General features: G+C 69.4%; 11 protein-coding genes, 1 tRNA gene and 1 other RNA gene. 11 read left to right on the forward strand and 2 right to left on the reverse strand.

The window, feature by feature from the left end; translation table 11 throughout:
- The first annotated feature begins 19 nt into the window (after positions 1-19).
- On the forward strand, positions 20-559 hold the full coding sequence (locus OOZ19_RS24640) for a M48 metallopeptidase family protein (RefSeq protein WP_184477096.1): 540 nt from the start codon (positions 20-22) through the stop codon (positions 557-559).
- A gap of 83 nt (positions 560-642) precedes the next feature.
- On the opposite strand, the gene OOZ19_RS24645 is transcribed toward OOZ19_RS24640, so the two are convergent.
- Positions 643-2,100: a zinc-dependent metalloprotease gene (locus OOZ19_RS24645; RefSeq protein WP_266092537.1), complete on the reverse strand. Its 1,458-nt coding sequence runs from the start codon at positions 2,098-2,100 to the stop codon at positions 643-645.
- Between the two features lie 163 nt (positions 2,101-2,263).
- Between OOZ19_RS24645 and OOZ19_RS24650 the strand changes: the two genes are divergently transcribed.
- Positions 2,264-3,265: a YlbL family protein gene (locus OOZ19_RS24650; protein WP_266092538.1), complete on the forward strand. Its 1,002-nt coding sequence runs from the start codon at positions 2,264-2,266 to the stop codon at positions 3,263-3,265.
- A gap of 50 nt (positions 3,266-3,315) precedes the next feature.
- On the opposite strand, the gene OOZ19_RS24655 is transcribed toward OOZ19_RS24650, so the two are convergent.
- Complete coding sequence (locus OOZ19_RS24655) at positions 3,316-3,849, reverse strand: PPA1309 family protein (RefSeq protein WP_266092539.1); 534 nt, start codon at positions 3,847-3,849, stop codon at positions 3,316-3,318.
- Positions 3,850-4,033: 184 nt separating this feature from the next.
- Here OOZ19_RS24655 and OOZ19_RS24660 point away from each other — a divergent pair, with 184 nt between their 5' ends.
- The 9 genes from OOZ19_RS24660 to ssrA all read left to right on the forward strand — a co-directional run bounded on the left by OOZ19_RS24660 (position 4,034) and on the right by ssrA (position 13,567).
- A complete protein-coding gene (locus OOZ19_RS24660) occupies positions 4,034-6,934 on the forward strand; it encodes a UPF0182 family protein (protein ID WP_266092540.1) in 2,901 nt (966 codons plus the stop codon).
- 169 nt (positions 6,935-7,103) lie between these two features.
- Positions 7,104-7,177 (forward strand) — tRNA-Met (locus OOZ19_RS24665).
- Positions 7,178-7,913: 736 nt separating this feature from the next.
- Positions 7,914-8,411 (forward strand): PadR family transcriptional regulator, encoded by a 498-nt coding sequence (locus OOZ19_RS24670; protein WP_266092541.1) that lies wholly within the window; start codon positions 7,914-7,916, stop codon positions 8,409-8,411.
- Positions 8,412-8,533: 122 nt separating this feature from the next.
- Positions 8,534-9,640 carry a peptide chain release factor 2 gene (prfB, locus tag OOZ19_RS24675; RefSeq protein WP_266092542.1) on the forward strand — a complete coding sequence of 369 codons (1,107 nt, stop codon included), beginning with the start codon at positions 8,534-8,536 and terminating at the stop codon, positions 9,638-9,640.
- A 322-nt stretch (positions 9,641-9,962) separates the two neighbouring features.
- On the forward strand, positions 9,963-10,652 hold the full coding sequence (gene ftsE / locus OOZ19_RS24680) for a cell division ATP-binding protein FtsE (RefSeq protein ID WP_184477110.1): 690 nt from the start codon (positions 9,963-9,965) through the stop codon (positions 10,650-10,652).
- A 43-nt stretch (positions 10,653-10,695) separates the two neighbouring features.
- Positions 10,696-11,598: a permease-like cell division protein FtsX gene (ftsX, locus tag OOZ19_RS24685; RefSeq protein WP_266092543.1), complete on the forward strand. Its 903-nt coding sequence runs from the start codon at positions 10,696-10,698 to the stop codon at positions 11,596-11,598.
- 123 nt (positions 11,599-11,721) lie between these two features.
- The gene (smpB, locus tag OOZ19_RS24690) at positions 11,722-12,198 is read left to right on the forward strand and encodes an SsrA-binding protein SmpB (RefSeq protein ID WP_184477115.1); all 477 of its coding nucleotides are present in this window, start codon (positions 11,722-11,724) and stop codon (positions 12,196-12,198) included.
- Entirely contained in the window at positions 12,195-13,100 is a 906-nt protein-coding gene (locus OOZ19_RS24695; RefSeq protein WP_266092544.1) for an amidohydrolase family protein, read from the forward strand. Before smpB ends, OOZ19_RS24695 begins: the two co-directional genes overlap by 4 nt.
- 97 nt (positions 13,101-13,197) lie before the next feature.
- Positions 13,198-13,567: a transfer-messenger RNA gene (ssrA, locus tag OOZ19_RS24700) on the forward strand.
- The last annotated feature ends 133 nt before the right edge of the window (positions 13,568-13,700 follow it).

The raw sequence follows: 13,700 nt of genomic DNA on the forward strand, positions 1-13,700 counted from the left end.
CTCGCTAAGGTCAGGTCTCGTGGCAGAACCGCAGGTCGAGGTGCGTCGCAGCAAACGCCGACGCCAGACGGTCAGCGCGTACCGGGACGGTGACAAGGTCATCGTGCTGCTCCCGGCTCGGATGAGCAGAGCCGAGGAGAAGAAGTGGGTGGCGGAGATGCTCAGCCGCCTGCAGCGCAGCGAGACCCGCCGCCGGTCACCCGCACGGGACTCGGACACGGCGTTAGCGCAACGCTGCGTGGAGCTCTCCGAGCAGTACCTCGACGGCCGCGCCGAGCCACGCTCGATCCGCTGGGTGCCGCCGATGCGCACCCGCTGGGCGTCGTGCACGCCCAGCACCAAGGCCATCCGGATCAGCGACCGGCTGCGGGACGTGCCGGGTTGGGTGCTCGACTACGTGCTGGTGCACGAGCTCGCGCACCTGCTGGTCCCCGGCCACGGCGCCGACTTCTGGAAGTGGGTCAACCGGTACCCGAAGACCGAGCGTGCCGTCGGCTACCTCGAAGGGCTCTCCGCGGCGGCCAACCTGGGCCTGACCATGGGCGACCAAGAGGACTGAGGCGGCCCCGCGCGTGAGCGGATCCGCCGTCAGGGGAAACGTGAGCGGGCAGCGCGAAGCCGGACTTTGCACCGCCCCGCGGCTCACTTCGCGTCGGGGCCGTCGCTTTCGTCGTCCGAGCCGTCCGACTTCCCGGAGGAGTCCTCCGGCTTGCCTTCGCCGGATTCGGCGGCCCGCTGCTCGGCCTCCTCGGCGCGCTTGATCGCCGCGATCGGGTCGTCCAAGTCCGAGGCGCCGCCCCAGCGGTCGGCGAAGTCCAACGGTTCGTCCAGGTCGGAGGCGTCCGGCAGCAGATCGGGGTGGTCCCACACCCGGTCCCGGCTGTCGGTGCCGTGGCGCTCGGTCATCAGCCGCCACAGGTTCGCTGCGTCCCGCAGCCGGCGCGGGCGCAGTTCCAGCCCGATCAGGGTGGCGAAGGTCTGCTCGGCGGGGCCGCCGCTCGCCCGGCGCCTGCGGATCGTCTCGCTCAGCGCGCCCGCGCCCGGCAGCCGCTCGCTCAGCGCGTCGGACACGACCACGTCGACCCAGCCCTCGACGAGCGCCAGCAGCGTCTCCAGCCGGGTCAGCGCCGCTTCCTGCTCCGGGGTGGTCTTCGGTTCGAGCAGGTTGGAGCCCATCAGCTCCTGCATCGAGCTCGGGTCCGTCGGGTCGATCTTGCTCGCCAGGTCTTCCAGCGAGGACGTGTCCACCTGGATGCCGCGCGCGTACTCCTCGACGGTGGCCAACAGCCGCTGCCGCAGCCACGGCACGTGGCTGAACAGGCGGTGGTGCGCGGCTTCGCGGACGGCGAGGAACAGCGTGACCTCGTCCAGCGGCCGGTCCACGCCCTCCGCGAACCGGGACACGTTCGCCGGCAGCAGCGCGGCGGTGCCCTCCGGCGCCAGCGGCAGGCCGACGTCGGACGAGGTGAGCACTTCGGCGCCGAGTTCGGCGAGGCTGTTGCCCAGCTGCGAACCGAACCCGAGCCCGCCCATCTGGCCGAGCATGGACAGCAGCGGTCCGGCGGCCTGCTTGGCCTCCTCGGGCATCGCGTCGAGCCACGCGGTGGACATGCGCTGCGCCACCGGGTCGCACAGCCGCTGCCAGGTCGGCAAGGTCTGCTCCACCCAGTCGACGGAGGACCAGACCCGCGCCGTGCGCACGCCCGCGGGCAGCGCCGTCGTCGGGTCGAGCCACAGCTCCGCGAGGTGCACGGCGTCCTCGACGCCCTTGACCTCCTGCTGGCTGGGACGTTCGGTGCGCTGCTTCGAGTGCAGCTGCTGCACCGCGAGCTGCTTGGCGAGGTCGTAGTTCACCGGCCCGGAACCGCCGCTGCCCGAGTGGCTCAGCACCTGGCCGAGCTGCGAGAACATCTGCCCCAGCTGGCCCATGTCGAAGTTCATGCCCCCAGGCATGCCGCCCGGCAGGGCGCCGCCGAAGCCGAATCCGGACTGCTGTCCGGAATTGCCGGCGCCACCCTCGGAGCGCCCTTCCGACGACTCCCCTTTGTCGCGGTCGTCGTCGGGATCCTGCGGGCCGAACCCGAACGGCATGTCATTCATGCCTCCACCGTACGCGGATCGCGTCCACGCGGATAAGCAGCTCGCCACCTCCGCGGGCGCGATGTCCGCAGCTCGCGGCTCGGTCGGCGATCACCCGCCCGGGGATCTCGCCGAGGGCGAACACGTACCCTGTCGCCTCGTGAGCCGTCGAACCTGGACGTTAGTGACCAGCGTCATCCTGGTGGCCGCTTTCGGGCTGCTCGGGGCATTCGTCCCGGTGCCGTTCGTGGCGCTCGGTCCGGGACCGACCTACAACACCCTGGGCGAAGAGGCCGGCACGCCGGTCATCCGGATCGATGGTCAGCGAACCTTCCCCACCGCCGGGAACCTGAACATGACCACGGTGTCGGTGACCGATCACCTGTCGATGCTCGGCGCGCTGGGGCTGTGGGTCAGCGGTCGCTACGCGCTGGCGCCCCGCGAGGTCTACTACCCGCCGGAGAAGTCCGAGCAGCAGATCGAGCAGGAGAACACCCAGGCGTTCAACGACTCGCAGACCTCCGCGGAGACCGCGGCGCTGCACCACCTGGGCTACCCGACGAAGGTGCTGGCCGGGCAGGTCGTCACCGGCAGCCCCGCCGACGCGGTGCTCGAACCCGGTGACCAGCTGATCGCCGTGAACGGCGAGCCGATCACCGATCCGCCGGCGCTGCAGGCCGCGGTCGGGCGCAACAAGCCCGGCGACCCGATCCAGCTCACCTACCGCCACGGAACCGACCCGGAGCGCACGGTCCCGGTGGTGCTGGGCTCGAACGCCGACGGGCGTCCGCAGGGCTTCCTCGGGGTCGGCGCGGTCGGCCGCCCGGACGTGCCCTTCGAGATCGAGATCAGCCTCGCCGACGTCGGCGGCCCCTCGGCCGGGCTGATGTTCTCGCTGGCCATCGTGGACAAGCTGACGCCGGGCGAGCTCAACGGCGGCCGGTTCATCGCGGGCACGGGGGAGATCGACGAGACCGGCAAGGTCGGCCCGATCGGCGGCATCCCGTTCAAGATGACCATGGCCCAGGAGGCCGGGGCGACCACGTTCCTGGTTCCCGCGGGCAACTGCGCGGAAGCGAAGTCCCAAGCGCCGGACGGGCTCCAGCTCGCCCGGGTCGGCACCTTGGACGAGGCGACGCACGCCCTCGACGTGATCCGCGAAGGCGGCGTCCCGCCGAGCTGCTGACCCGGCGGTGCCGGTGGCGGGCGAGCAGGCCGTCCGCTACGCGGCGGACCTCACGCCGCGAAGGTCTCGTGCAGGGCGCGGAGGAGGTTCGGGGCCAGCGACGGGTCCTGCACCCGCTCGCCGACTTCGCCTTCCTCGCCGTTCGCCCGCAGCCGCAGCACGCACGTCTCGTTGCCTGCCCGCAGCACCGCCGCGACCAGCCGCGCCTCCTGCCGGTCGGGGTGCTCGGCCGCGGCGTTGCGGGCCTGCTCGTCCTCGGCGGGCAGCGAGGCCTCCGCCTCCGGCGGCAGCACCACGATCTCCTGCACCAGCGCGCATCCCGCGACCTGCTCCGGCCACACGATCCGGGACAGCGCCTCCGCGAGGTCTTCGGCGGGCAGCGACTCCTGCGCGATCGGCGTCAGCGCGGAGTTCCCGTCCACTTCGTCGGCCAGGTTGGGCTCGGCGGCCAGCAGCTGCTCGGTGGGGACCAGGGCGAACACCTGGGTGGGCTGGTCCCAGCCCGCGGCGGCCACGAACTCCTCGATCTCGCGGGCGGCTCCGGGCAGGGCGGCGGCGAGGTTCTCGCCGTGAGCGGCTGACATGAGTTCATCGTCGCACCCCGCGTCCGACCACCCCGGACCCGCCACGACCAGGCGAACTGATGTCGGATTCGCCGGAATTCGAGTGCGATCGGGGGAACCCGGCGGGGCATCGTAGAGTTGAACATCGCGAGGGGCGTGCAGCGCCCCGGCCCGTCGATCGTCGCCTGGAGTGTGCCCTGTGGCCATGCGGCCCCCGGTTGGAATGCCGAAATTGTCCCGGCGGAGCCGGATCCTGCTGATCATCGGCGTGGTCGTGCTCGCCGCCTTGGTCGTCTGGTCCAGCCTCGTCGGCGCCTACGTCGACTGGCTGTGGTTCGGCGAAGTGGGCTATCGGGGGGTGTTCACCACCCAACTGCTGACCCGAGTCGGCCTCGGCGTCGCCGCCGCAGTCTTCCTCGGCGCCGTGCTGCTGCTGAACCTGTGGATCGCCTACCGGAGCCGGCCGGTGTTCGTGCCGATCACCGGTCCCGACGATCCGCTTGCCCGCTACCGGACGGTGATCAGCGCGCGGCCCGTGCTGCTCGCCGTCGGTGTCTCCGGCGCCGTCGCGGTGCTCGGCGGACTCGCGGCGCAAGCCGACTGGCAGACGTTCCAGCTGTTCCTCAACAGCGTGCCGTTCGGGCAGACCGACCCCGAGTTCGGCCACGACGTCAGCTTCTACACGTTCCAGCTGCCGTTCTACCGCTGGCTGCTGTCCTGGGCCTTCGTCGCGGTGACCATCGCCTTCCTGGGGTCGCTGGTCACGCACTACATCTTCGGCGGCGTGCGGCTCGCCGGACGTGCCGGGCAGCTGTCGGCTCCCACCCGGGTGCAGCTGGCGATCCTCGCTGGGCTGTTCGTGCTGCTCAAGGCCGTCGACTACTTCTTCGACCGCTACGACCTGCTGCTGTCGCGGCGGAACTCGCTGTTCACCGGTGCCACCTACACCGACCTCAACGCGGTGATGCCCGCCAAGCTGATCCTGCTGTGCATCGCGGTGTTCTGCGCCTTCGCGTTCTTCGCCGCGGTGTTCCTGCGCGACCTGCGGATCCCGGCGCTGGCCACGGTCCTGCTGGTGCTCTCCAGCGTGCTCGTCGGAGCCGTCGGCCCGGCGCTGCTCGAGCAGTTCTCGGTGCGGCCCAACGCCAACCAGCGCGAGGCGGAGTCCATCCGCCGCAACATCGCCGCCACCCGCCAAGCCTTCGACATCGGCGAGGACAAGGTCGAGGTGCACGACTACCCGGGCGTGACGAACCTGCGCCCGGAGCAGGTCGCCGACGACACCGGCACCATCCCGAACATCCGGTTGCTGGACCCCAGCGTCCTGTCCGACACGTTCACCCAGCTCACCCAGCAGTACAACTTCTACGGCTTCCCCGACAAGCTCGACGTCGACCGCTACCGGGACGAGAACGGGAAGCTGCAGGACTACCTGGTCGCGCTCCGCGAGATCAACACGGCCGGGCTGGCCGAGAACCAGCAGTCGTGGATCAACCAGCACATGGTCTACACGCACGGCAACGGGTTCGTGAGCGCGCCCGCCGACCGCGTCGACTCCACCTTGGAGGACGGCCGCACCCAGGGCGGCTACCCGGTGTTCTCGGTCAGCGACGTCGCCAACGACGGCCGCGGCAAGATCCCGGTGGACCAGCCGCGCAGCTACTTCGGCGAACTCGTCTCCACCTACGCCATCGTCGGCGGAGACCCGGGTGAGGCGCCCCGCGAGTACGACACCGACCGCAGCGCCTACACCTATGACGGCAAGGGCGGCGTGCCGATCGGGAACTGGTTCAACCGGCTCGTGTTCGCCGCGCACCACGCCGAGCGCAACATCCTGTTCAACCAGGCCATCGGGGAGAACTCGAAGATCATCTACGAGCGGAACCCGCGGGACCGGGTGCAGAAGGTCGCGCCCTGGCTCAAGGTCGACGGCGACCCGTACCCGGCCGTGGTCGACGGGCGCATCAAGTGGATCATCGACGGCTACACCACCCTGAACAACTACCCGTACTCCGAGATCACCGAGTTCGGCGAAGCCACCAACGACACGCTGCGCGGCGTGCAGCGCCAGCCGAACCAGCAGATCAACTACATCCGGAACTCGGTGAAGGCCACCGTCGACGCCTACGACGGCTCCGTGGACCTGTACGAAACCGACGGCACCAAGCCCGACCCGGTGCTCAAGGCCTGGGAAGGCGTGTTCCCCGGCGTCGTCAAGCCCTCCTCCGAGATCAGCCCGCAGCTGCGCGAGCACTTCCGCTACCCGGAGGACATGTTCAAGGTGCAGCGCTCGCTGCTCACCAAGTACCACGTCGACAACCCCGGCGACTTCTACTCCACCCAGACCTTCTGGGAAGTCCCGCCGGACCCCACCAGCGGCGGGCAAGGCGGCGCGGCCGAAGACGGCAACCAGCAACCGCCGTACTACGTGGTCGCCCAAGTCGAAGGCCAGGACCAGCCGACGTTCCAGCTCACCAGCGCCCTCACCGCGCTGCGACGGCAGAACATGGCCGCCTGGGTCTCCGCGTCCTCCGACCCGCAGAACTACGGGAAGCTCAGCGTCCTGCGACTGCCGACCGACACCCAGACGGCCGGTCCCAACCAGGTGCAGAACCAGATGGAGTCCACCCCGGAGGTCACCGAGAACCGGACGTTGTTCAACAACCCCAACGTCAAGGCGATCTTCGGGAACCTGCTGACGCTGCCCGTCAAGGGCGGCCTGCTCTACGTGGAACCCATCTACATCCAGCGCAACGAGCAGGACTCCTACCCGCAGCTCGCCAGGGTCCTGGTGTCCTTCGGCGGCAACGTCGGCTTCGCCGAAACCCTGCCCAAGGCACTGGAGCAGGTCTTCGGTGCCGGCGCCGGTGACGCCACCGGTGACGGAGCGGTCGAACGCCCGCCGGGCCAGCAGCCTCCCGGGCCGCAACAGCCCGGACAGCAGGCCACGCCCGAACTCCGCAGCGCCGTGAACGACATCCAAGGCGCCTTGGAGCGAGTGCGGACCTCGCAGCAGTCCGGCGACCTCGGTGACCTCGGCAACGCGCTGCAACAGCTGGAGCAAGCCGTCGGCCGCTTCGAGCAGCTCCAGGGCAACGGCGGCTGATCTCCCCGTTCCGCGGGTCGGCCCGGCTCTGACCAGGGCCGACCCGCGGAACGCCGGACGTGCCGCGCGGGCGGCGTTCCATTGCGGACCCCCGGTGTCACCCCCGGTTCGGCGTCGAGTAGGCTTCTGCACACAACGAAATACAGCGCAGCGATCGGCTGCGCAGCGGCGCGGGGTGGAGCAGCTCGGTAGCTCGCTGGGCTCATAACCCAGAGGTCGCAGGTTCAAATCCTGTCCCCGCTACTGTGAACGTGTTCGAGGCCCCATCTCTGGCGAGATGGGGCCTCTTTCGTTATTCGCCGCTTTGCGGCCGGGCCTCCGCGGTGCGGTGGTTCCGTTGAGGTTGATGTTGTCGAGGTTTCTCGTGTGCGGCTCGGGCTGAGTGGTGCCCGCATTCCGCTTCGCCGCTCGGGCGGCGGGTTTTGCCTGTGGCTTCGCCGTGCCGTCAGGGTTTGGGGCGGGCCCAGATCTTGGCGCAGGCGGGGGAGCAGAGGCGTTCCGCGGGAGGCACTCCGGGGACCGGGCGCATGGTTCGGCCGCACACCGCGCAAGCGTGGCCGGGGATCCGGATTTTCTTGCTCGCACAACTGAAAACTCGGCCTAATGGCTCATTGCGACGCATCACGACCTCCGTCCGAAAGCGACCGCCAGAAGCGCCGATCGCCGCCCACAGCATGCGAGTCACTCCCGGTAATCGGCTGCTCCGACGCGCGGCCACACCGTTTCGTGCAGGTAGACCGCACGATCAGGTAGCGATCCGGGCTGCTCGGGACACCCTGTGCGGGCGGCCGGCCGAGCCGCGACGCCTGCCGTTCCCCTTGATGGCAGAACGATGTGCGCCAAAGCACGCTGAGACGGCGGCATCCGCTCACGCAGCGCCAGCAGCGGATGGTCCACTCGGACCAGCCCATTGCAACCACAGTGGACAGAGTGGCCGACCATTGTGGACAGCCTGCGAGGGCCGTGGCACGGTGGATTCGTGACTGAGCTGAACTCGACATCCGCCGCCCTGCTGGGGCTGCTGCACGACGGCCCGAAGACCGGGGGGCAGCTCGTCGCTGCCGCCACCGAACGATTCGGTGGATTCTTCAGCGTGACCCGCAGCCAGGTGTACCGCGAGCTCCCCGCGCTCACCGAGTCCGGATTGCTGCGCCTCGGCAAGCAGGGGCCGCGGTCCAGCCAGCAGTACGCGATCACCGCGGCCGGCAAGCGGGCCTTCAAGTCCTGGCTGAACACCGAGCCCGGCCCCGACAACGTGCGCAGCCCGCTGATCCTGCGGCTCGTGCACGCCGGTTCGCTGACGCCGAAGCAGCGCGCCGCGCTCGTCGAATCGGCCAGGGTGCAGTACACCGCGCGAGTGGACGAGGCGAAGAACGCGGCGAAGGCCTCCGCGGACCCGTACGAGAAGGCCGCAGCCGATTTCACCGTCGCCCACAACCGGGCCATCGTCAAACTGCTGGACAGCATTCCGGAATGAGCCGACCGGATTGATCCGCCGGCTCCGCTCGCGGCGGCATCGCCGCCGGGAGCGGTCGGCACCAGCAGCGGCCGGGCCGTCCTCGTGGGCGGCCGTCCGCCGGTGAAGTACCCTCGGACATTGTGAATCCCGACGTCGCCGCAGATATCAAGGACCTGTCCACCACGCTCGAAGGCATTGAGAGCGTCATGGGCCTCGACGAGTTGCGGGCGAAGATCGCCGAACTGGAAGCCGAGGCGGCGAAGCCGAACCTCTGGGACGACGTCGAGTACGCGCAGAAGATCAGCAGCCAGCTGGTGCACCGCCAAGCCGAGCTGCGCAAGGTCGTCGACCTGCGCCAGCGCGTGGAGGACCTCGAAGTCCTCTACGAGCTCAGCGAGGACGAAAGCGATCAGGCCGGGCTGGACGAGGCCGACGGCGAGCGCAAGCGGCTGAAGAAGGAGCTCGACGCCCTCGAGGTCCGCACGCTGCTGTCCGGTGAGTACGACGAGCGGGAAGCCGTCGTCACCGTCCGGGCCGAAGCGGGCGGGATCGACGCCGCCGACTTCGCCGAGATGCTCATGCGGATGTACGTGCGCTGGTCCGAGCGCCACGAGTACCCGGTCGAGGTCTACGACACCTCTTACGCGGAAGAGGCCGGCGTCAAGCAGGCGACCTTCCGCATCAACGCGCCCTACGCCTACGGCACGTTGTCGGTCGAGCAGGGCACGCACCGGCTGGTGCGGATTTCGCCCTTCGACAACCAGGGCCGGCGCCAGACGTCCTTCGCCGGTGTCGAAGTGCTGCCGGTCGTGGAGGAGACCGACCACGTGGAGATCCCGGAGAAGGACATCCGCGTCGACGTGTTCCGCTCCTCCGGCCCCGGCGGGCAGAGCGTGAACACCACCGACTCCGCGGTCCGCATCACGCACGCCCCGACCGGGATCGTGGTGTCCTGCCAGAACGAGAAGTCGCAGCTGCAGAACAAGGCCGCCGCGCTGCGCGTGCTCCAGTCGAAGCTGCTGGCCCGCAAGCGGGAAGAGGAGCGCGCCGAGCTCAACGCGCTCAAGGACAGCGGTTCCAGCTGGGGCAACCAGATGCGGTCCTACGTGCTGCACCCGTACCAGATGGTCAAGGACCTGCGGACCGACTTCGAGGTCGGCAACCCGGACGCGGTGCTCGACGGGCAGATCGACGGGTTCCTGGAAGCGGGCATCCGCTGGCGCCGCCAGCAGGACGGCGCCGCCTGATCATCCGATCCGCCGGGGCCGCGCGACCCGGCACTTCCGGCCGCGGCGACCGGTGAGGTCGCCGCCGCCGGGTGATCTCGCCGTCGTCCCCGGGCGGCGGTGCGCCACCGGGGCGCCACCCCTAGCGCAGCGGGACCACCCGTGTCCGCGAGACCGCGCGGGACCGCCCGCTCGGGTGAAGCTCGTCCCGGTGGGCCGGGATTCCCGGCCCCCTCCGTCGATCATGTGGTGACCTGCGAAGAGACGGCCGATCGCGGGCTCGATCGGCGCTGGTCCGGGTGAGCCGTCGTCCCCCGAAAGGTCGCAGGTAAACTCACGCCCCGTGATCCGGCTTGAGCACGTGTCCAAGGGATACAAAACCTCGACCCGCCCCGCGCTCGACGACGTCTCCGTGGGTGTCGGCAAAGGCGAATTCGTGTTCCTCATCGGCCCTTCCGGCTCGGGGAAGTCCACGTTCCTGCGGCTACTGCTCCGCGAGGACGTGCCGACCCGCGGCCGGGTGTTCGTGGCCGACTGGAACGTCGCGAAACTCCCGCGGCGCCGAGTGCCGCGGCTACGGCAGCGAATCGGCTGCGTGTTCCAGGACTTCCGGCTGCTCACCAACAAGACCGTCGCCGAGAACGTCGCGTTCGCGCTGGAGGTCATCGGCAAGCCCCGGCACACCATCCGCAAGGTGGTGCCCGAGGTCCTGCAGCTCGTCGGCTTGGAAGGCAAGGCCGACCGGATGCCGAACGAGCTCTCCGGTGGCGAGCAGCAGCGCGTGGCGATCGCGCGTGCGTTCGTGAACCGGCCGCTGGTGCTGCTGTGCGATGAGCCCACGGGCAACCTCGACCCCGACACCAGCCAGGACATCATGTTGCTGCTGGAGCGGATCAACCGCACCGGCACCACGGTGATCATGGCGACGCACGACCACTCGATCGTGGACTCGATGCGGCGTCGAGTCGTGGAACTGAGCCTCGGCAAAGTGATCCGCGACGACGCCCGCGGCGTCTACGGCGTCGGTCGCTGAGCAGCCCCGCACCCCCGAACCCAGCCAGGAAGCACACACCAAGATGCGCGCGAGCTTCGTATTCAGCGAGGTCGTCAACGGCCTTCGGCGCAACGTGACGATGACCATCGCCATGATCCTCACCACGGCCATCTCGGTCGGCCTGCTCGGTGGCGGTCTCCTGGTGGTCCGGTTGATCGACCGGATGCAGGAGGTCTACCAGGACCGCGTCGAGGTCGTGGTGTTCATGACCGACGACGTCAGCGCCAACGACCCGGACTGCACCCAGCAGCCCTGCGCGAACCTCAAGTCCGAACTGACCCGCTCGTCCGGCGTGGACTCGGTGAAGTACGAGAACCGGGAAGCCGCGTTCCAGAACTTCAACAAGGTCTTCGAGACCATGCCCGAGCTGCGCGACGTCGCCCGCGTCGAAGCGATGCCCGCCTCGCTGCGGGTGAAGCTCACCGACCAGGAGCGGTTCGGCGCGATCCAGCAGAAGTTCGAAGGCCAGCCCGGCGTGGACAGCGTCGTCGACCAGGCCGACTACCTGGACCGGCTGTTCAGCGTGCTCAACGGCGTGCGCAACGCGACGTTCTCGATCGCGCTGGTGCAAGCGGTCGGTGCGCTGCTGCTGATCTCCAACACCATTCAGCTCTCCGCGTTCACGCGGCGAACGGAGACCGGCATCATGCGGCTGGTGGGGGCGACGCGCTGGTACACCCAGCTGCCGTTCCTCCTGGAAGCGATGGTGTCCGGTCTGATCGGCGCGCTGCTGGCCGTCGTCGGACTGCTGATCTCGAAGGCGGCGTTCATCGACAGGGTCATGTCGCCGGTGTTCGGCACCGGCATCATCCCCGAGATCGGCTACGGCGACATCGCCGCGGTGTCCCCGATCATGCTGCTGGTGGCGGCGGTGATCTCGGCGACGACCGGTTACGTGACGCTGCGGCTGTACGTGCGGCTCTAGACCGATCCGCCCTCTCGATCGAGCGGCTGCGCTCGCGTGCTCCGCACGCGGACGCAGCCGCTTCGTCGTGCCGGGGCAGGGTGGTGTGAGAACTCGGTTGACCGCGGGTCTTAAAGTGCAGGCATGGTGAAGGAACGCGGGCGCAAGCCGATCGCGCAGAACCGCAAGGCGCGGCACGACTGGTCGGTGCTGGACACCTACGAAGCCGGGATCGTGCTGACCGGTACCGAGGTGAAGAGCCTGCGGCAGGGCAAGGCGTCGCTGGTGGACGCGTTCGGCACGGTCGACCACGGCGAGGTGTGGCTGCGCAACGCGCACATCCCGGAGTACACCGAGGGCACGTGGACCAACCACGAACCGAGGCGCTCCCGGAAGCTGCTGCTGCACCGCGGTGAGATCCTCCGCCTGGTCGGCAAGATCAAGGAGAACGGGCTGAGCCTGGTCCCGCTGTCGATGTACTTCTCCGACGGCAAGGCCAAGGTCGAACTGGCCCTGGCGCGCGGCAAGAAGGCGCACGACAAGCGCCACGACATGGCCAAGCGGGACGCCGACCGCGAGATGCAGCGGCACATCGGCAGGATCCGCAAAGGGCGGGTGTGAGCCCGCTCGCCGGCCCCGCCTCCGACGCGGAGGTGCGCCCCTGGCTCGACGGGCTCGGCATCCCCGGCCTGGTCGACCTGCACACCCACTTCCTGCCGGAGCGGATGCTGCACAAGGTGTGGGCGTACTTCGACGAAGCGCGCGCGCACTACGGCCAGGACTGGCCGGTGCACTACCGCTACGACGAACCCACCCGGCTGCGGCTGCTCGACGAGCTCGGGGTGACGACGTTCGCGCCGCTGGTCTACCCGCACAAGCCGGGCATGGCGGAGTGGCTCAACTCGTGGGCGCTGGACTTCGGTCACCGCACACCGGGCGCGGTGCCGACGGCGACGCTGTACCCGGAACCGGGCATGGCGAAGGCGATGCGCGAATCCCTCGACGCGGGAGCGCGGTGCGTGAAGGTCCACGTGCAGGTCGGCTCGTTCGACCCGCGCGACGAGCTGCTCGACGAGGTGTGGGGCGTGCTCGCCGAGGCCGCGGTGCCCGTCGTCGTCCACTGCGGGAACGGCCCCATCCGCGGCGCGCACACCGGGCTCGACGTGTTCGGGGAAGTCCTGCGGCGGCACCCGTCGTTGACGGTGGTGCTGGCGCACGCCGGATTGCCGGAGTACGAATCCGCGCTGCGCCTGGTCGAGCGCTTCGAGCGGGTGCACCTGGACACGACGATGGTCGGGGTGGCGTTCACCGAGCGGTTCGCCCCGGTGCCCGCCGACTGGCCCGCGCGGCTCGTGCCGGTGCGGGACCGGATCGTGCTGGGCACCGACTACCCGAACATCCCGTACCCCTACGCCGACCAGCTCGCCGCGATCGCCGGCTGGGCCGCCGCCGACGAGCGGCTGGGTACGGAGTTCCTGCGCAGCGTGCTGCACGACGCGCCGAGTCGCCTACTGGGTCTGTGACCTGCGGAAATTCAATTACCCGATATTGGAATGATCCGCCGGGTCGGTGACGTTATGCTGTACGGACCGCGCGGTCGGGAAGGTACGGCCGCTACGAGGGGGTGAACGGTTTCGACTCCGTACGTCGATCCAAGGGAAGCGTGCCGGTGCAGGCGGGAGACCACCGAGAGCGTCGCCGCAATTTATAAGCGCCGACAAGAGTCAGCGCGAGTTCGCCCTCGCCGCCTGAGCGAGGAGCGACTCTGTCGGACCGGGAACGCCTCCGTCCCGGAATCCGGCATCGACTAGGAGGCTCTTACCGCCAGGTCCGGCCGCGGGACCTGGTGGGACATCAAACAGCGGCTGGGCTCGTCACCTCGGCTAGTTCGCGAGACCGAGGGAGCCAAGCAGAGGCATAGCGGACTGCGCACGGAGAAGTCTTGGTGAAGCGACGGAGGACCCGGGTTCGATTCCCGGCACCTCCACCAGGAGCCTGGTTGACGCCTTTGGCGTCTTCCCGGCTCCTTTTTGTTCGTACGGGGGCCGAGCCCCCGTAGGCCCCCACGGTGCGGTGGTCGGGTGGGGTGGGCTCCTTGCTTTGTGTGTGGGGTGGGCTGGGTG

This window comes from Saccharopolyspora sp. NFXS83, from assembly GCF_026241095.1.
GTDB lineage: Bacteria > Actinomycetota > Actinomycetes > Mycobacteriales > Pseudonocardiaceae > Saccharopolyspora_C.